At 59.1% G+C, this 18,882-nt stretch carries 13 protein-coding genes; 12 read left to right on the forward strand and 1 reads right to left on the reverse strand.

Features of this window, described 5'->3' with window-relative positions:
* Position 1 precedes the first annotated feature (1 nt).
* The 4 genes from pgaC (at position 2) to AC1Q6I_RS23880 (ending at position 12,266) form a co-directional block, all read left to right on the forward strand.
* The gene (gene pgaC, locus AC1Q6I_RS23865) at positions 2-1,342 is read left to right on the forward strand and encodes a poly-beta-1,6-N-acetyl-D-glucosamine synthase (RefSeq protein ID WP_069074961.1); all 1,341 of its coding nucleotides are present in this window, start codon (positions 2-4) and stop codon (positions 1,340-1,342) included.
* A gap of 2 nt (positions 1,343-1,344) precedes the next feature.
* Positions 1,345-1,827: a poly-beta-1,6-N-acetyl-D-glucosamine biosynthesis protein PgaD gene (gene pgaD, locus AC1Q6I_RS23870; RefSeq protein WP_102625407.1), complete on the forward strand. Its 483-nt coding sequence runs from the start codon at positions 1,345-1,347 to the stop codon at positions 1,825-1,827.
* A 569-nt stretch (positions 1,828-2,396) separates the two neighbouring features.
* A complete protein-coding gene (locus tag AC1Q6I_RS23875) occupies positions 2,397-4,121 on the forward strand; it encodes a ShlB/FhaC/HecB family hemolysin secretion/activation protein (protein ID WP_102625239.1) in 1,725 nt (574 codons plus the stop codon).
* Positions 4,122-4,151: 30 nt separating this feature from the next.
* Positions 4,152-12,266 carry a two-partner secretion domain-containing protein gene (locus AC1Q6I_RS23880; protein WP_256581307.1) on the forward strand — a complete coding sequence of 2,705 codons (8,115 nt, stop codon included), beginning with the start codon at positions 4,152-4,154 and terminating at the stop codon, positions 12,264-12,266.
* 374 nt (positions 12,267-12,640) lie between these two features.
* Here the strand turns inward: AC1Q6I_RS23880 and AC1Q6I_RS23885 are convergent, their stop codons facing one another.
* Positions 12,641-12,862, reverse strand: a complete 222-nt coding sequence (locus tag AC1Q6I_RS23885) for a hypothetical protein (protein ID WP_102625238.1) — start codon at positions 12,860-12,862, stop codon at positions 12,641-12,643.
* A gap of 76 nt (positions 12,863-12,938) precedes the next feature.
* Here AC1Q6I_RS23885 and AC1Q6I_RS23890 point away from each other — a divergent pair, with 76 nt between their 5' ends.
* The 8 genes from AC1Q6I_RS23890 (at position 12,939) to AC1Q6I_RS23925 (ending at position 18,843) form a co-directional block, all read left to right on the forward strand.
* Positions 12,939-13,163 (forward strand): hypothetical protein, encoded by a 225-nt coding sequence (locus tag AC1Q6I_RS23890; protein WP_024072701.1) that lies wholly within the window; start codon positions 12,939-12,941, stop codon positions 13,161-13,163.
* A 127-nt stretch (positions 13,164-13,290) separates the two neighbouring features.
* Positions 13,291-13,509 (forward strand): hypothetical protein, encoded by a 219-nt coding sequence (locus AC1Q6I_RS23895; RefSeq protein ID WP_143036975.1) that lies wholly within the window; start codon positions 13,291-13,293, stop codon positions 13,507-13,509.
* A 242-nt stretch (positions 13,510-13,751) separates the two neighbouring features.
* Positions 13,752-14,201 (forward strand): hypothetical protein, encoded by a 450-nt coding sequence (locus AC1Q6I_RS23900; RefSeq protein WP_102625237.1) that lies wholly within the window; start codon positions 13,752-13,754, stop codon positions 14,199-14,201.
* A gap of 320 nt (positions 14,202-14,521) precedes the next feature.
* The gene (locus AC1Q6I_RS23905) at positions 14,522-14,956 is read left to right on the forward strand and encodes an RDD family protein (protein WP_069074983.1); all 435 of its coding nucleotides are present in this window, start codon (positions 14,522-14,524) and stop codon (positions 14,954-14,956) included.
* Between the two features lie 45 nt (positions 14,957-15,001).
* A complete protein-coding gene (locus tag AC1Q6I_RS23910) occupies positions 15,002-15,631 on the forward strand; it encodes an amidase (protein ID WP_102625236.1) in 630 nt (209 codons plus the stop codon).
* Between the two features lie 95 nt (positions 15,632-15,726).
* Positions 15,727-17,355, forward strand: coding sequence for a vWA domain-containing protein (locus AC1Q6I_RS23915; protein WP_069074986.1), 1,629 nt, complete (start codon positions 15,727-15,729; stop codon positions 17,353-17,355).
* 313 nt (positions 17,356-17,668) lie between these two features.
* On the forward strand, positions 17,669-18,241 hold the full coding sequence (locus AC1Q6I_RS23920) for an RNA polymerase sigma factor (protein WP_024072715.1): 573 nt from the start codon (positions 17,669-17,671) through the stop codon (positions 18,239-18,241).
* Positions 18,238-18,843 carry a hypothetical protein gene (locus AC1Q6I_RS23925; protein WP_069074988.1) on the forward strand — a complete coding sequence of 202 codons (606 nt, stop codon included), beginning with the start codon at positions 18,238-18,240 and terminating at the stop codon, positions 18,841-18,843. Before AC1Q6I_RS23920 ends, AC1Q6I_RS23925 begins: the two co-directional genes overlap by 4 nt.
* Positions 18,844-18,882: the final 39 nt, after the last annotated feature.

Here is an 18,882-nt window from a genome sequence, read left to right on the forward strand (position 1 = left end):
CATGTTCGACAGAATCCTGGCGTTATTCGTACTGGCACTGGTGTTGGGTGTGCCCCTGGGCCTGATCTTCCTGGTCACCGGGCAGTTCCTGATGGACTTCGTATTTTTCTACCCGCTGTTCATGTCGGCGCTGTGGATCGCCGGCGGCTTGTATTTCTGGCTGCACTGGGAGCGCCACTGGCCGTGGGAAGAAGACACACCGGCGCCGACCCTGGCCGGCAACCCGCTGATCTCGATCATCATTCCTTGCTACAACGAAGGCGACAACGCCGCCGAAACCATCCATGCGGCGCTGGGCCAGTTGTACCCGAACATCGAAGTGATCGCCGTCAACGACGGCTCCAAGGACAACACCGCCGCGGTGCTTGACGCCCTGGCGCTGGAGCACCCCCGCCTGCGAGTGCTGCACCTGGCGCAGAACCAAGGCAAGGCCGTGGCCCTGCGCATGGGCGCGGTGGCCGCGCGCAGCGAGTACCTGGTGTGCATCGACGGCGACGCGCTGCTCGATAAAAATGCGGCGGCCTATATGGTCGCGCCGATGCTCGACAACCCGCGCCTGGGGGCGGTGACCGGCAACCCGCGTATCCGCACGCGCTCGACCTTGATCGGCCGCGTGCAGGTCGGCGAGTTCTCCTCGATCATCGGCTTGATCAAGCGTACGCAACGGGTGTTCGGGCGGATCTTCACGGTGTCCGGCGTGGTGGTGGCGTTTCGCAAAAAAGCCCTGGACCGCATCGACTACTGGAGCACCGACATGATCACCGAGGACATCGATGTCAGTTGGAAGCTGCAACTCGATCACTGGAGCATCTTCTACGAGCCGCGCGCACTGTGCTGGATCCTCATGCCCGAAACCGTCGGTGGCCTGTGGAAACAGCGTCTGCGCTGGGCCCAGGGCGGCGCCGAAGTGCTGTTCAAGAACATCCGGGGCATCTGGCAGTGGCGGCATCGCTACCTGTGGCCGCTGTTGTTCGAATACTGCCTGTCCACTGGCTGGGCCTTCACCTTCCTGCTCTCGGTGGTCTTCTGGGTCGTGGGTAAATTCATCGTGCTGCCCCCGGCGATCGCGGTGGAATCCCTGGTGCCCCCGGCGTTTACCGGCCTGGTCCTGGCGATGGTGTGCCTGGTGCAGTTTGCGGTGAGCATCATGATTGACCGGCGCTACGAAAAGGACCTGTGGAAAACCCTGTTCTGGACCGTGTGGTACCCGATGGTGTTCTGGCTGGTCAGCCTGTTCACCACGCTGGTCAGCTTTCCCAAGGTGCTGTTCAACCAGCACCAGAAGCGTGCGCGCTGGGTCAGCCCGGATCGCGGTATCAAACCTGCCAATGAGGACGCGTAATCATGAAACTGGTGCGAACTCGTCAACACCCGGTGATGTGGGTCATCGATGTGCTGTTGACCCTGCTGGCCTGGGCCGGGCTGATCTGGCTGCTGGCGCGCGGGATCACATCGATGCTGGAGACCCATGGCGGCCCGCGTATCGAGGCGCCGATCTTCGCGGCGCTCAATACCCTGCAGATCTACCTATGGATCGCGTTGTTCAACGCGGTGATCCTGATCAGCTGGGCGCGTTACCAGCAACGCAAGGGGCGCAAGTTCGCCCAGCGCCGTGCCGAGGCCAATGCGCTCAGTGATAAAAACCTCAGTGAAAGCTTCAAGCTGGGGGAGGGCGACTTGGAGCAATTGCGCAGGCCGGGTGTGCTGGTTATCCACAACGACGAGGACGGCGGCGTGGAAGAAGTGAAATCCCATGTCTCCCGCGACGTGGAAAAACCAGGGTTGACCCTGGTGCCGGGCAAGGACCAGAACAAAGACGCCGGCTAGTGTTGTCAACCCGATCCAAGGGGGGAGCAACACTGTAACTGTGGCGAGCGGGCTTGCCCTAATGCCGTTCAGTTAAGGCTTTTTTGTAGGAGCGAGCTTGCTCGCGAAAAACTCACAGGCGCCGCGTTCATTCAGGAGACACGCGTTATCGTTGACGTTTTTCGCGAGCAAGCTCGCTCCTACAAAAGGCGATGTACGCTTAACTGAACGGCATTAGGGCTTGCCCACTCCCACACGGGTGTCTCACCCTGCGGATCCCGACAAATGGGATCCAATTCACAAAACCCCCGCGAACTTTTCGATCTTTTCCGGTACTAACCTAACTCGACGCCAACTTGATGGCCAATTAGTGGCCGTTATTAAGTTGTGCTCGAATAACTATCAAAAGAGTTGCCGTTTGTCGGAATAATAGTTCCGACGATAGATCGCTCATCTTTTTGATAATTTTTTATTGTTAGTAATCAAGCGCTTGCAGGATTAATTAGCCAAAGCATTCGACTAAGCCAGTTTCTTGGATCAGTCGACGCTCGATGTTAGTTTGCGGCCCCTTGATTTTCGACGGATCGAACATGTCTCTGTTATTGCCACGGACTCGGTTATTGCTGTGTACTTTCCTGCTCACTTACTTGAGCCTGAACAGTGCCACTGCCGCCCCCACGCCCGGGGATCAGGACCTGATCCGTGACCGGCAAAGCCGTCTTCTCGAAGAGCAGCGCCGCCGCCTCGAAGAGCTGCAGGATCTGCCGGGTAAGGGCACCCGGCCCCAGGCCCCGGCCACGCCCGCGGACACGCGTTGCTTCCCGATCAAAACCATCGAACTCAAAGGCGCCGACAGCCTGTCAGCCGCCGATCGCGCGCGCCTGCTCAAGCCCTATATCGGCCAGTGCCTGGGCGTCGCGCAGCTCAATGAACTGCTCAAGGCCATCACCGATGACTACATCGGCAAAGGCCGCGTCACCAGCCGCGCCTACCTGCCACAACAGGACCTTTCCAGCGGCCACCTCCAAGTACTGGTGGTGGAAGGCAAACTCGAAGGCTTGAAGGGCGCCGAAGGCAGCACGGTCACCGACCGCGAGCTGGCCATGGCGTTTCCGGGCAAGGTCGGCGAGTCGCTCAACCTGCGTGAAGTCGAACAACTGGTCGACCAGTTGAGCCGCTTGCCGTCCAAGCAGGCGCAAATGGAACTGACCCCCGGCACCCAGATCGGTGGCAGCGAAGTGCTGGTCAAGAACCAGCCGCAAAAGCCCTGGCGCGCCAGCCTGTCGCGCAACAACGACGGCCAGAAAAGCACCGGCGAACAGCAGTGGGGCGCCGGCCTGGAATGGGACAGCCCGCTGGGCCTGGCCGATCAACTGATCCTGCGCGGCGGCCACGATGCCCTCAGCGACCACCAGAAAACCTCGAAAAACAGCATGCTCTACTACAACGTGCCGTGGGGCTGGTGGAACTTCAGTTACACCTACAGCGAGAGCGACTACCGTACCCTGGCCGACCTCGATGGCTACAAGCTCAAGCAGTACGGCGACAGCCAGAACCACCAACTGCGGGCCGAGCGCGTGATCCATCGTGACGACGTGAGCAAGACGTCGGTCAACGTCGGCCTTGCCCATTTGCGCACCAACAACTACCTGCTCGATGCGCGACTGGACACCAGCAGCAACCGCCTCAGCGAATTCCAGGTGGGGATCAACCACGGGCGCCGTATCGGCAGTGCCTTCGTCAACGTGGACCTGGGCATGCAAAACGGCATCGGCGCGTTCGATGCGCAAAGCAACGACCAGGAACGCGATCGCGAGGGCAACCTCACGCCCACGCCGAACTACCGCAAATACACCGCCACCGTCAGCTACCTGCAGCCGTTCACGCTGTGGGGTGAGTCGTTCAGTTTTTCCAGCCTGGCCACCGGGCAGCGCAGTGAAGACGTGCTGTTCAGCCCGCAGCGCATCAGCCTCGGCGGGTCGGCGTCGGTCCGCGGTTTCAAGGACCAGCAATTGACCGGCGACAGCGGCGGTTACTGGCGCAATGACGTGCGCTGGGCGCGCCCGGTGACTTGGGACTGGATGCGCCCGGCGTTCCTGGAGTACGGCGCCAGCGTCGGCTACGACCAGGGTGTGATCCGCAATGATCGCTACAACGACAACCTCCATGGGCGCGTTTCGAGCAACTCCCTCGAGCTGTTCGCCCGCGGCAAAAACGTCAGCACCAGCGTGACCTTTGCCCACTCCCTGGAACGACCGGCGGTGATGAGCGAGCGTGAAGCGCCGATCTATTTCCGCCTGGATTTCTACCTGTAATTCAATGCCCGCAACCTTGAGATTTTGAATATGGACGTTCGCCCCGTTTCTGCCCTGAAAAGCCTGAGCCAACGCGGCCTGGCGCTGATCCTGGCCAACGCGCTGTTCTGGCAGCCGCTGCTGGCCCAGGCCGACGGCATCGTGGTCAGTGGCCCGGGCACCACGCTCGGCCAGGCGGGCAACGGCGTACCGGTGGTGAACATTGCCACGCCCAATGGCAGTGGCCTGTCCCATAACCAATTCAAGGACTACAACGTCGGCCCCAACGGCGTGATCCTCAACAACGCCAGCGGCCCGCTGCAAAACACGCAACTGGGCGGGATCATCGTCGGCAACCCGAACCTCAAGGGCGGCGCGGCGAATGTCATCCTCAACGAAGTCAAAGGCGGTAGCCCCAGCCAATTGCGCGGCTACACCGAAGTGGCGGGCCAGTCGGCCAAGGTCATCGTCGCCAACCCCTACGGCATCAGCTGCAACGGTTGCGGGTTCATCAACACCCCTAACGTCACCCTGACCACCGGCAAACCGGTGATCGATCAGGCCGGGCAACTGAAAAGCTATCAGGTCGACGGCGGCGCCGTGACCATCGATGGCAAAGGCTTGAACGCGAGCAATGTCGACCGCTTCGAAATCATCACCCGCTCGGCCAAGATCAATGCGCAGATCAACGCGCGCCAGCTGACAGTGATCGCCGGGCGCAATGACGTCGATGCGCAAAGCCTGAAAACCACCGCGCGTGCCGACGACGGCAGCGCCAAGCCTGAGTTGGCCATCGACTCGTCGGCCTTGGGCGGCATGTATGCCGGTGCGATCAAACTGGTGGGCACCGAAGCCGGCGTGGGCGTGAAGCTCGATGGCACGCTGGCCGCCAGTGGTGGCGATATTCAGCTCGACGCCAACGGCCACCTGAGCATGGCCCAGGCCGCCGCCAGCGGTGCGGTGGACATCAAGGCCGCGAGCCTGGAGACCACCGGCGCCGTGTACGCGGGCACCACCCTCAAGGCACAGACCAAGGGCACACTGAAAAACAGCAAGACCCTCGCCGCGCGCGACAGCATCACCCTGGCCAGCAACGGCCAACTGACCAACAGCGGCATCATCGAAGCCGGGGTCAACGCCGACAACACCCGCAATGCTAACGGCGACGTCACGCTCGACGCGCAACACATCACCAATACCGGCACGGTCATCGCCAATCGCAGCCTCACCGCCACCGCGCAAAGCCTGGATAACCAGGGCGCTACCTTGAGCGCCAAACAGGCGCTGAACGTCACCGCCGCCAGCGTCGACAACCGCAACAAAGGTCGCCTGCTCAGCGACGGCGCACAGACCCTCAACGTCAGCGGCCTGCTGGACAACAGCCAGGGCGGCATCATCGACAGCACCGGTGCGTTCACCCTGAACGGCAATACCCTGGATAACAGCGCCGGCAGCCTGACCGCTGGCGGGGCGATCACCCTGGATCTGATCGGCGACCTGATCAACCGCAACGGCAAGCTGGCAAGCGTCGGGCCGTTGTTGATCCAGCGCGCCGCGCATCTCGATAACCAGGGCGGCAAGCTCGCCAGCCAGGGCTTGCTGACGGTATTCGCCAACAGCATCGACAACCGTAACACCGGCACCCTGGCCGCCAACGATGGCCTGGCCCTGACCACCAGCGGCCTGTTGCAAAACAGCGGCAACGGCCTGATCCACAGTGAAAAGTCGGGCGTGACCCTCACCGCCGGTACCCTCGACAACAACGGTGGCCGCATCGCCGCCAAAGCCGGTGATGCGCGGATCGACGCCACTGACTTCAACAACGGCAGCGGCGCGCTGTTTGCTCGGGATCGCGTGCACCTGACCGGTATGAATGTGGATAACGGCGGCGAGATCGCCGGCAACCGGGTCGACGTCAGCCTCAATGGCGCACTGACCAACCGTGGCCTGATCGAAAGCGCCACGGCCCTCGATGTCCAGACCGCCAGCCTGAACAACAGTGGGCAAATGCGTGCCTTGGGCACCGGCGGCAAAACCCGCTACGCCATCGGCGGCCTGCTCAACAACAGCGGCAGCCTGGAGACCGCCAACGACCAATTGAGCCTGGCCGCCACCCGCTTCCAGAACACCGGCGGCAAGGTGTTGCATGTGGGCACCGGTGTACTCGACCTCAATGGCATCAGCCTTGACGATGTCGGCGGCAGCCTGGTGACCAACGGCGACCTGACCCTCGATAAAGCCAACTGGACCAATAGCACCGCGATCCAGGCCGGGCGCCTGACCGTCAATGTCGGAACCCTGAACCAGACCGCCACCGGCAAATTGCTCGGCACCCGTGCGCTGGTCGGCAGCGGCCAGGACTGGACCGTGGGCGGTAGCGTCGCCAGCCAGGGCAGCCTGGATCTTTCGGTGGGCAGTCTGCTCAACGACCACGGCCTGATCTTCAGCGGCGGCGACATGAGCCTCAAGGTCGACCGCCTGAAAAACCTCGGTGCCGCGATCTATGCCATGGGCAGCCTGCGCGTCGACCGTGATGGCCAGGGCGGCCTGGCCACCAGCATCATCAACAGCTCGGGGACCATCGAGAGTGAGCGCAACCTGATCCTGGCAGCCAGTACGATCCAGAATATCCGTACTGTGCTCACCACCGAATCCGGCATCTACAGCGCCTCCATCACGCCCGCCGCCTGCATCGAAGGGGTGACCGGCGGTGACTGTGACGGCGGCAAGCAAAACCGGCCGTTCCAGATTACCCAGCGTGACCGCATCATCGTCAGCGACGCCACGGCGGGCTCCAGCATCACCTCGGGCGGCAACATGCTGCTCACTGGCGGCGAGTTGCTCAACAGCAGCAGTAGCATCGCAGCCGGTGGCAACCTCACGGCCATCGTCAACCAGCTCACCAATGTCGGTGTCGTGACCCACGACACCCAGTACGACCGCATCTTCACCTCCGAGCGCGAGCGCAACCCTGAAGGCTGGTATCGCGAGGCCGCGGCGTTCACCCAACGCTATGCCGCAGGCGGGGACATGAGCGGTGTCGAAGCCGCGATGGCCGCGTTCATCGGCAAGATGGAAAGCGAGCAGACCGGCCTGCGCAAGACAACCCAGTTAAGCGCGCCAGACCAAAGTTACGCCGCCGTGATCCAAGCCGGCGGCAGCGTGGATGTGAAGGCCCAGGCCGGCATCGACAACAGTGTCGTGCGCGGTGGCTACACCTACGTCGGCAGCGGCGCCAACACCCATGCGCCGGGCTACTCGACCCTGGTCAGCCTCAACCCGCAACTGCCACCGGACGTTGCCCAGCAACAGGTCAACCCGCTGGGCCTGCCAGGCTTCGACCTGCCCACCGGCCAGAACGGCCTGTTCCACCTCAACGACAGCGATGGCGCCAAAGGCCTGCCCACCAGCCAGTTCGCGGCCAACCCGCATAAGTACCTGATCGAAACCAACCCGCTGCTCACGGATATGCGTCAGTTCCTGGGCTCGGACTACCTGCTGACCAAGCTCGGCTATGACCCCGACACCGCGCAAAAGCGCCTGGGCGATGGTTTCTACGAACAGCGCCTGATCCAGCAAGCCGTACTCGCCCGCACCGGCCAGCGTTTCATCGACGGCCAGACCAGCGACGCCGACCTGTTCAAGCACCTGATGGACAACGCCATCGGCAGCAAAACCGCGCTTAACCTGTCGGTGGGCGTAAGCCTCACCGCCGAACAAGTCGCCGCCCTGACCCACGACATCGTGTGGCTGGAAAACGCCACCGTCGCCGGCCAACAAGTGCTGGTGCCGGTGTTGTACCTGGCCCAGGCCAGCAACCGCCTGGCACCCAACGGCGCGTTGATTTCCGGCACGGACGTCAACCTGATCACCGGCAGCAACCTCAACAACGCCGGCACCTTGCGTGCCACCGGCAACCTGCTGGCGAACGTCGGCGGCAACCTCACCAACAGCGGCTTGACGGAGGCCGCTGGCCGTCTCGATCTGCTGGCCGGCAACAACCTGAGCAACCGCGCTGGCGGTGTGATCAGCGCGGGCAACGTCAACCTCGCGGCTGGCGCCGACCTGCTCAACGAGCGCAGCGTCACCACCCACGAAAGCGCCAGCAGCTACCGCACCGAGCGCAGCGACTTCGTCGACAGCGCCGCGCGCATCGAATCGGCCAACGATTTGACCCTGCAAGCCGGGGGCAATTTCAACAACGTCGGCGGCGTGCTCAAGAGCGGTGCCGACACCACGGTCAAGGCCGTGGGCGACGTGAACATCACCGCCTCGAAAACCCTGGACAGCGGCAACATCGGCAGCCGCTCGAACTTCATGACCATCGCCCAACAAGGCTCCGTGGTCGATGCGGGGCGCGACCTGCATGTGGTTGCCGGGCGTGACATCAGCATCGGTGCCAGCCAGGTCGAAGCCAAGCGCGATCTCAACCTGATCGCCACGCGCGACTTCAACGCCGTCTCGGCTGCCAACGAGCAGCATTCGGCGTCGAGTTCGAAGAAGGTCAAAAGCATTGAGGACCACGTCCAGCAAGTGTCCAGCGTGCTCAAGGCCGGCGGCGACGCCACCCTGAGCGCCGGGCAGAACCTGCAACTGGTCGCCAGCCAGGTGAATGCCGGCAACGAGGCGTACCTGGTGTCCGGCAAAAACCTCAGCCTGCGCAGCGCTGAAGACCAGGGCTACAGCTTCTACAGCAAGACCAAGAAAACCTCCCAGGGCAAAAAATTCCGCCTGGATGAAACCGACGTCGTGAACAACGTCGGCAGCCTGGTCAGCGCGGGGACCAACAACACCGTCGTCGCTGGTGCGGACCTGCTGCTGGCTGGCAGTGCCGTCACTGCTGAAAAAGGCGCCACGCAACTGGTGGCCGGCCAGGACGTGAACATCCTCGCCGTCAGCAACGCCGACAGCGCCCGTCACGAACGCAAGGAAAGCAAAAGCAGTTGGGGCGGCCTCAAGTCGAGCAAAGTCCAGGACAAAGTCGACGAAAAACGCACCACCGCCATGGGCAGCATGGTCTCCGGCGAAACCGTCACCGTCGCCGCCAAACGCGATGCCACGGTCACCGGCTCGTCGCTGGTCAGCACCGGCGACCTCGCCGTCCAGGCCGGCCGCGACCTGACCATCGACGCGGCGCAAAACACCTTCGCCCGCACCGACATGCACAAGGAAAAAAATCGCGACCTCACCGGCGTGCTGACCGGCAACAAGCTCGGTCTGGATGACATGACCGGCAACCAGAAGCTGTACATCAACAGCTCGAAGCACAACGGCACCGCCAATGAAATGACCTTGACCGGCAGTACCATTGGTTCGAGCGCGGGCAATGTGTCGTTGACGGCGGGGCGTGAGTTGAAGGTGGTGGCCAGTGATCTGGTGAGCACCAAGAACATGGAGTTGAGTGGGGCTGATGTCACCGTTACTTCGGGGATGGAGACGGCCAGTCAGACCAGTAAGGACAGTTCCAAGAGCTTGGCGGTAGGGCGCGTGATCGCGGGCTCGGTAGTGGACACCGCCACCAGCATGCGCGACGCCGTCAAAGCGGCCCGTAGCGCTGATGACCCACGACTCAAGGCAGTCAAAATCGCCCAGGCTGCCCTCGCCGCCTACAACCTGAACGGCCAGGCTTCGGACGCCAATGCGCAAAGCTCCGGTTTCAAAAATAAAACCGGCGGCACGCCCGGCAACGGTTCGCTGATCAAAATCGGCACCGAACTGGCCAATAACCGCAGCAAGAACAGCAGCGAATTCAACAGCGTCACCGCCAAGCAGAGCACGCTCAACGCAGGGCAAGACTTGTCGATCGTTGCCACGGGCGCTACGGCGGGTACTCAAGGTGATATCCAGATCACCGGCAGCAGCTTGAAAGCCGCCAACACCTTGTTGTTAGCCAAAAACGATGTGCTGATGCAAAGCGCACAAAACACCACCGACCGCAAAAACGAAGGGTCGAAAAATAAAACCGCCATTGGCGCCAGCTTCAATATTGGCGAGCAAAACGGCTTCACCCTCGACCTCGGAGCGCAGGGTGCCAAGAACAATGGCAACGGTAACTCCGTCACTCAGGTCAATAGCACCCTCGATACAGGCAGCCTGTTGTTACAAAGCGGTGGCGATACCACCCTCAAAGGCGCCCAGGTTCGTGCGGACCGTATCAAGGCAGATATTGGCGGCAACCTTAATATCATCTCCCTACAGGACACCGAGTCGTCGCGCAGCAAACAGAGCAGCGCAGGCTTCGGCGCCAGTATCTGCGTCCCTCCGTTCTGCTACGGCTCTACCGTAGCGGGCTCGGCGAACCTTGCCGCCGCGAATATGAACAGCGACTACAAGGGCGTGACCGACCAGAGCGGTTTGTATGCGGGCACGGGCGGCTACGACATCAATGTCGGCAAGAACACCACCCTGCAAGGCGCGGTGATTGCCAGTGAGGCGTCAGCTGATAAGAACCGCCTAAGCACTGACCGCCTGATCGTCAGCGATATCAAGAATGTCAGCGAAATCAAAAGTCAGTCTGCCGGTATTTCGGTGTCTTCCAGCAGTACCAGCGGTGCGTCGATGGGCGGCAGCATCCCGATAGCGCTCAAGGAGAAAGACCATAGCTACACCCGTAGCGCGGTCAGCGAAGGCACGATTGTGGTTCGCAATGCCGAAGGCGCCAATGACCTGGTGGGGCTGAACCGTGACACCGCCAATGCCAATCAGAAACTTGACCGGCCTGATGAAAAGGCCATGCAGGAGCGTATTGATCTGATCCAAAGCTCGGCGCAGTTGGCCAGTGGGGTGATCAGTGCGGTAGGCAAGGCGAAGGCGGATGAAGCGAAAGCACTGGCCGATAAAGCCAAAACCCAAACCGAAACCGGTTCGCCGGATGCCGCTGGAACGGTGCTTGCAGCGAATGCCGCTTATACGGAAGCCCAGCGCTGGCAGGTCGGTGGCGACAAACGCTTAATGGCCGATATCGCGTCCGGACTAATCGCCGCAGGGCTGGGTGGCGCGCCTGTAGGAACGACGGTTGGTATTGTCGCCAACACGGCCTCCAGCGATATCTTCAACAAGATTGGCGATTATGCCCAGTCGAGTGCTACTGATCCGAAGTCGGATGCGGCCACCCGGGCGGCTTGGGCTGAAGGCGGTGCGGCACGTGTGATGTTGCACGCGTTGGCGGGGGCGGCTATTGGGTTGTCCAGTGGCAATGTGCAGAGTGGTGCGCTGGGTGCGGGAACATCGGCTGCATTGATGCCGACCATTGCCGACGCGTTGGGGAAAAATGGCATCAAGGGTGTGGATCAAGATGCAATGGCCGCCTTGATCGCGGCAGGCGCCGGGGCCGTGGTTGGCTCTGGGAGAGGTACCTCAGGTGCTGTTGTCGCGGGAGGAAACGCGATGTCGGTGGACGTCTATAATCGAGCAGCTCATGAGGCGGAGGTGGCGGCGATCAAGGCTGAGGCGCAGAAAGGTGACTTCACGGAAGCGAACCTGGAGAAGGCCATGTGTTACATCATCAAGTGCTGGGCTCATCTGGAGCGAGGGACTAAGGAGTATCACGATGCATACTTGAGTGAAGCCGATATGGTCGGGCTGAGTAATGAGCTTGAATGGGCAGATGCGCAAAGGGATAAAGGTCTGTTTAACTATTCGCTCACTGACTCGGTTTTTGATGCGGGAACGCGTGATGTCATTCCTGTGGTAGCTAACACCGCCAAGACTGTCACGGGAGGGGCAAGTGTTTACTCGGGGGGCACATTATGCGGCACAGTGGCCGGGTGCTTTTTCGGTGGGCCTATGATTGTATTCGGATTGGGGAATATTGAGGAGGGCACCTCAGCACTTTATAACCATGTTAATAATGAAGAGGGCAGTTATAATCATGTTAAACAGACTTTTGATCAGATTCCTGGCGGATATGGGCCGGTGATATATAGTGCCGCAGATTTCGCGTTGTCAATTGGTTCGGGGTTTGTAAAAGTGCCTCTGAAGATGGGGGTGGCTGATGGTTTGAACAAGAAAAAATCAATATTTGATGTGACGGTCAGAAAGTTTGATAATAACCAATTTATTCTTGGTAAAAAGGCGCCGTATGGTGGTGCAATGTTGCTATATTTTCTGTCCGTGGGCGCGAAAGGCAATAGCCTTTACAATGAGGCGGTCGATGCGAGCAAGTAAACTTATAAATACCCTGCTGCTGATAGTTTCATTGTTGGCGGTGGTGTGTGGGGTGAGTACGTTTTTCGGCATGATGGTCGCCATAGTGATTGGTATACTGCTTCGCACAGATTCGAACTGGGTGTTCATCTGGATTGGATTTCCCTTGTCAGCAATATTTGCTGTGTACTGGATAGTTACACGGTGGGATTATGTGAAATCTTTTATGTCCGGGCGTGATGGGTGGTAGAGCGGGTAATCGAGGTCAGATAACGTTTGTTTGAGTGTCTATGGAATTGAGCTTGCAATATTACGATCTTTAAAAATTAGTTTTTATTTTTATCTATTTGAAATTTTTAAATAAGGCGGTTATGAAAATAACCGCCCATTTTTACTTATGAAATTTGTGAATTCAACTTCCGCCCAATCACATCGAGCAAATCACAACCATCTCTCAGCGGAATGGCCAGCAACAGCGCAAAGTCGTGAAGCACTATCGCATCACTGCTGATATCCTCCCGAAATGCGAGGTTCTCCAAAAACTGAGTCACCGCACGAATGCGATACGCGGCGGCGTCAAAGAGAACATCAAGGGGCGCTTGTGTGTCGATCACCAGAGGGAAATAGGGGGCAGACCACGATTAGTGCACCAATGTATATTGGTGGTCTGACCCCTATTTCTCGGGGGCAGCAATGAGCATGGAAGACATAGTGGCTGACAGACTTGGAAGAGTAGTTGCTGATGGATTTGATATTTTTAAAATATCAAAAGAGGCACTTGATATTTACCAAGATCCAAAACTTTCTCTCACAAAAGCTTTAGACATTGCGTTGTTGTCACTAATGGCAATGGTCGAAGGGCCAGAGTTTGAGGTGACAGAAAAAGAATTTTATGATTTTTTATCTGATACTCGATAGATGTAATTTTCATATACCAAACTTGATCAAGCGGTAATCGGGGTCAGACCACATTTTTATAAAGCCCCCAAATAAGCGGGGCGAATTTCTCTTGGTTGCGTGGCGCACGTAATGGTTTCGGTTGGCAATGAAAAGAAATGAGTCTTGGTGGATCGCCATCTATCTTCCTTGTGCCTGTGCGTTCGGCCTGTTGTTTATGTGTGTGTTCTTTCAGGTTTCCGGGTATTGGTTGAGTGGTGGTGAAGACGTTGTCGGGCTTCTAAAAGAGTATATGACGCTCTATCTGGAAATAGCTGGGGCTGGCTTTATTCTAGGTCTCGTTCTTTGGTTTTTTAATGTTCGTTGATCCGCCAAGAATTGGGGACATACCACGATTAGTGCACCAATGGATATTGGTGGTCTGACCCCTATTTCTGCTCCCGACCAATTTATGAGCAGATTGAGAAAGATCTTTATCTTCGAGATACAGTGAAGGGTTATCAACCCAGATGGATATTTTTAGAAGCGCCCCCGGCAGAAAATCTTTCGAGATTGCTGGAGCTGAACAAGATTGATGTAATTATTCATAATTAGTTTTTGAGGTAGACAATGGCGAATACTGGCGAAACGCCCGATATGCTGCTGGCCCGACGCGCTGCTGAATTCCCGGCATTCAGATCTGAGCGTCTGCCGGTACTGCATAAGTTTTGTGAAAGTCTCGGATTTGATCAGCCACATGAAGTATTGATTGAGCCAAAAAGGTTTTTATTCCAGCTGGACAGTGGTTTTCAACGCGCTGACATCAATGAGGAAGATCGGGTTTGGTTTGTTACCCGTATTGGCTACTACATCGGCGAATACCTGATCTCCCTGTTTGGTGGCTATTGGCTACTTGATGAGGACCAGTCGTCCCCCTCTTTTGCCAGATACGTGGTCGGCGACTTTTCAAAACCAGGTGTTAAAACTAAAATCGTCGACCCATTCGAAATAGCACAACGCTATGCAACTACGTCGGCTCCGCGCTTTTTAAGACAAGAGATCGAAACAGTTCTGGACTAAATGGAACGGGGAATCGGAAAAATAGGGGTCAGACCACGGTTTTGCGCTTTTTAGAGTTCAGCAGAATTGCTCTTTTAAAGTATTATTTATTTTTTGTAATTATTCGATTTTGTTGGCCTAGTGATGGAGAAAAGTGGACAGATTTATTTAATACCGACCAGCGCCAAACCTAAATAAATCCGTCCCCTTTTTCGTCACTTTTTCCACAGAACAGCCACAAACACCATGACGTTAAAGCCACAGCGTATGGACGCGAACGGGGCACGTACAACATGTGCCGGCCTCAATGACATCTCTTCGACTTTTGGATAAATGACTGTATGAGCGAATCAGTATCGACCGCAGGCACCTGGAACCTCGCCAGCCCAGGCAAGCGCCTGCTCGGCTATTTCATCGATATGGCGGTGGTGCTTTTCCTGCTGTTTTTGAACAGAAACCTCGACTATGCCTATTTCTATCTGGGGTCTGCAGGAGGCCCGGCATTGTTTGATGGCCTCCACTATGTGCTGCTGTTTTCAGCCTTCGGGTACTACTTGTTTTGCGATGCCTTGCCCAATGGCCAGAGCCTGGGCAAGCGGGTGTGCCGCACGGCCGTTGTGGGTTACCCGTACCCCACGAACTGCACGCTGTTCCAGTCGTTCCTGCGCAATTTTCCGAAGATGCTGTTCATAGTGCTGGACGGTCTTTTTGTACTGTTCGGCCTGCGCCGTCGCTTGGGCGATATGTTGGCCAAGACGATCGTGATCAATCTCTGAGATCTACCGTCTACTGCATCCCGTTGACTGTATGGAAACCTGTCTATGACGCTGAAGTCCCTCGCCTTGATCAGTTCACTTTTGCTGTTGGGCGCTTGTAATCGTCAACCCTGGGTGGCCTATGTCGAGCCTGCCAGCGGTACTGACACCGCCCGGTTACGCGTGATCACCAACGGCGAAGTGCGTGGCGGCAGCTATGTGGGGTGTGTGGGCAATGAGCAAGGCTTGGCCAAGGCCGGACGTTTTTATGACGGTGACAAGCCGAGCATCAACTACCCACAGTCACCCCTGGTACCGCCTCGGTTAGGCATGGCGCCGCGCGTGCTGCCGAAGATGGCCGAGTACCTGGGGATGACCCGCATGGCCGAAGGGGTGTATGCCGAGATCGTGGCCGAGTACCGGGTGCCGGCGGGCAAGCCGTTCCTGTTGGTACGCGAAGAATTGGGGGTGGGCAGCTACGGCAGCACCTACAGCAAATGCCCGGCGCTGTCGCGGGTGTACACCTTTGAAAAGGGCAGGCAGTACGAGGCCTATGTCGGCATGGTCTACGGCGGTGATGTCGAGGGCAAGATGGGCGTGCGTTGCCCGTTCTTTGTCTACGAGTTGCAGGCGCCGAACCAAGCCATCCCCCAGGCGATGCAGTCGACACCGGCAGCGGATCGTCCTTGTCCTTGAGAGGCGGGTCAATCTCGTAAACGTGCATTAACCCGAACCGCCCTAAGCTTGCGTCTGACCTTGTGAACGGATTATTCATTCACGAGGTTCAGCTCATGTCCCACACTCTGCTGTTGTTGCGTCCTGCGGCCCAGGGCTTTGCCGTTACCTTGCTGGTTACACTGGCCGGGTGCGGGCTGTCGTCAGCCCCTGAGGTCGCCCAGCCGATTGAGCCTGCGCCCATCGCCGAGCTGCACAGCGCGCAGGTCCAGGGCGCTTTGGTCAAGCGCGTGGCGATGCCTGCGCCGATGCTCGTGCAGGAATCCGCCGTGCTGGACTATCGCAGCGAGCCCCGTGAGCAATACGAAAACCTGCCGGACAACCCCGTGCACCGTGTGGCGGAAACGCCCGTCTCGACGTTCAGCGTCGATGTCGACACCGGCAGCTACGCCAACGTACGACGTTTCCTCAATCAAGGCAGCCTGCCGCCCGAAGGCGCTGTGCGATTGGAGGAAATGGTCAACTATTTCCCCTACAGCTACGCGTTGCCCACCGACGGCTCACCCTTTGGCGTGACCACCGAAGTCGCCGCCACCCCATGGAACCCCCGCACTCAACTGCTGCGCATTGGCATCAAGGCCTCTGACCGCGCTGTGGCCGACCTGGCGCCGGCCAATCTGGTGTTTCTGGTGGATGTGTCCGGCTCCATGGACCGCCGCGAAGGTTTGCCTCTGGTGAAAAGCACCCTGAAAGTGCTGGTAGATCAACTGCGCGACCAGGACCGTGTGTCGTTGGTGGTCTACGCCGGCGAGTCCCGCGTGGTGCTCGAACCGACTTCCGGTCGCGACAAGGCCAAGATCCGCAGTGCTATCGACCAGCTCACTGCCGGTGGTGCCACCGCCGGCGCATCCGGCATCGAACTGGCCTACCAGATGGCCCGCAAGGGGTTTATCGACAAGGGCATCAACCGCATCCTGCTGGCCACCGACGGTGACTTCAACGTGGGCGTCAGCGACTTCGACAGCCTCAAGCAAATGGCCGTCGACCAGCGTAAAAGCGGCGTTTCGCTGACCACCCTGGGCTTCGGTGTGGATAACTACAACGAACACTTGATGGAACAACTGGCCGATGCGGGCGATGGTAACTACGCCTACATCGACAACCTGCGTGAAGCCCGCAAAGTGCTGGTGGATCAACTCAGTTCGACCCTGTCGGTGGTGGCGCGGGATGTGAAGTTGCAGGTGGAATTCAACCCGGCGCGTGTCAGTGAATATCGCCTGCTGGGCTATGAAAACCGTGCGCTGAAGCGTGAGGATTTCAACAACGACAAAGTCGACGCTGGCGAAATCGGCGCGGGGCACACGGTTACCGCGCTGTACGAAATTGTGCCGAAGGGCGAGAAAGGTTGGTTGGAGCCTTTGCGTTACACCCGCGAGCCGAAGGCTGAACACAACACGGGCGAACTGGCCATGGTGCGTGTGCGCTACAAGCCTGCTGCGGGAGGTGACAGCCAACTGATCGAACGGCCCGTCAGCAACGTAACCACCAAGGCCAGTGACGACCTGCGCTTCTCCGCGGCCGTGGCGGCCTTCGCCCAACAGCTCAAGGGCGATGGCCGCTACACTGGCAGCATGAGTTTGCAGGACACTGCCGCACTGGCGCGCTCGGCCCGTGGCGATGACCCGTTCGGGCTGCGCAACGAGTTCGTGCAACTGGTGGAACTGGCCCAAGGTCTCAAACCCTGATCTCGAACATGACACTGATCAAATGTGGCAGGTCCCTATAAATCTCCGGCTTGGCGCTGTGGCGCAGCAAACTGGAATCGCCTGTGGCGAGCGGGCTGTTGTGGCGAGCGGGCTTGCCCCGCGTTGGGCTGCGCAGCAGCCCCAAAACACAGCCCCGGAGCTGCCTGACACACTGCAGCGCTTTTATTGGGGCTGCTACGCAGCCCAACGCGGGGCAAGCCCGCTCGCCACAAAAATGCGGTTGTTTAAGGAAAAGTTTTGATCCTTCCACATTTAGATCGGGTTCAACTTTAAAAAGGAGTTCGCCCCCTACATGGCTGTTCCAGATGATTCACCCAGCGACGAATCGCTGCTGGCCCGCTACCGAACCGGTGACGCCGCCGCATTCGAAGCCTTGTACGCGCGGCACCGCCAAGGTCTCTATCGCTTCCTCGTGTCCCTGAGCAACAAGGCCGAGCTGGCCGAGGAAATCTATCAGGACACCTGGCTCAGCCTGATCCGCAGCACCACCCAGCCACAAGGCCGGGCGAGTTTTCGTACATGGCTGTTTCAGATCGCCCGCAACCGCCTCATTGACCATTGGCGCAAGCACGGCATCCACAACCCGTTGCACGACAGCTACGATGAGCAGTTGCATGCTCAGCCCGACGACACGGCCGGCCCCGAGCAGCAACTGAGCCTGAGCCGCGACCAGGCGCGCCTCGAAGCCGCGCTGCAAGACCTGCCCGAAGACCAGCGCGAAGTCTTCCTGCTGCGCTTGCATGGCGACCTCGAAGTGCCGCAAATCGCTGCCCTCACCAAAGCCCCGCTGGAAACCGTAAAAAGCCGCCTGCGTTACGCCCAGCAGAAACTCCGGCGCCTGCTGGCCGAGGAGATACCCGCATGACCGACTCCCGACACACCCCGGATCCCGACGACTTGCTGCTCCAGCATTTTCGTCAGCACAGCGGCGGCGAACCGCCAGCGTCCATCGACGCCTTCATCCTCAACGCCGCGCGCCGCGAGGCCCCAGCGCCGCAACCGAGCTTGTGGCAACGTTGGTTGCAAGCCTGCCAACGCCCGCGCTGGCAGATGGCATTCGCCACCGTGGCCGGCCTGGCGCTGATGATCGGTGTGGTGATGCGCTCGCCAGTGCCGCAACCCGAAATCTCCACGGCGACCTTTTCCGCCCTGCACGAAGAAGCTGCCCGCCCTGCGCCGCAAGCGTTGCCTGCACCTGCGCCGATGGCTCGAATCGCCGCCGCCCCCCAGGCTGAGCGTGCGCCGGTTCAGGCTGAGATTGCCGGAGCGCTGGCGGATCAATCGGCGGTGAAGCTGAGCAAGCGCGCGCCGGTGGCAGTGCCTTCGTTGGAGGAAGGGTTGCAGGAGATTGTGAACCTGCGTCTGGCAGGGGAAACCAAGGCGGCGGATGAGAAGCTGCTGGCCTTGCATGAGCGATTCCCCGAGGAAGACCTGCCGGCGCGGTTGGAGGCGTTGCGCAAGCGTTGATCCAAAAATAATGCCAGCCAGTTAAGCGTACATCGTCTT

The sequence above is a fragment of the Pseudomonas sp. MPR-R2A5 genome, from assembly GCF_058793055.1.

Coding starts and splice junctions, on each gene's coding strand:
- pgaC (WP_069074961.1), top strand. CDS start 2: ATGTTCGACAGAATCCTGGCGTTATTCGTACTGGCACTGGTGTTGGGT.
- pgaD (WP_102625407.1), top strand. CDS start 1,345: ATGAAACTGGTGCGAACTCGTCAACACCCGGTGATGTGGGTCATCGAT.
- AC1Q6I_RS23875 (WP_102625239.1), top strand. CDS start 2,397: ATGTCTCTGTTATTGCCACGGACTCGGTTATTGCTGTGTACTTTCCTG.
- AC1Q6I_RS23880 (WP_256581307.1), top strand. CDS start 4,152: ATGGACGTTCGCCCCGTTTCTGCCCTGAAAAGCCTGAGCCAACGCGGC.
- AC1Q6I_RS23890 (WP_024072701.1), top strand. CDS start 12,939: ATGAGCATGGAAGACATAGTGGCTGACAGACTTGGAAGAGTAGTTGCT.
- AC1Q6I_RS23895 (WP_143036975.1), top strand. CDS start 13,291: ATGAAAAGAAATGAGTCTTGGTGGATCGCCATCTATCTTCCTTGTGCC.
- AC1Q6I_RS23900 (WP_102625237.1), top strand. CDS start 13,752: ATGGCGAATACTGGCGAAACGCCCGATATGCTGCTGGCCCGACGCGCT.
- AC1Q6I_RS23905 (WP_069074983.1), top strand. CDS start 14,522: ATGAGCGAATCAGTATCGACCGCAGGCACCTGGAACCTCGCCAGCCCA.
- AC1Q6I_RS23910 (WP_102625236.1), top strand. CDS start 15,002: ATGACGCTGAAGTCCCTCGCCTTGATCAGTTCACTTTTGCTGTTGGGC.
- AC1Q6I_RS23915 (WP_069074986.1), top strand. CDS start 15,727: ATGTCCCACACTCTGCTGTTGTTGCGTCCTGCGGCCCAGGGCTTTGCC.
- AC1Q6I_RS23920 (WP_024072715.1), top strand. CDS start 17,669: ATGGCTGTTCCAGATGATTCACCCAGCGACGAATCGCTGCTGGCCCGC.
- AC1Q6I_RS23925 (WP_069074988.1), top strand. CDS start 18,238: ATGACCGACTCCCGACACACCCCGGATCCCGACGACTTGCTGCTCCAG.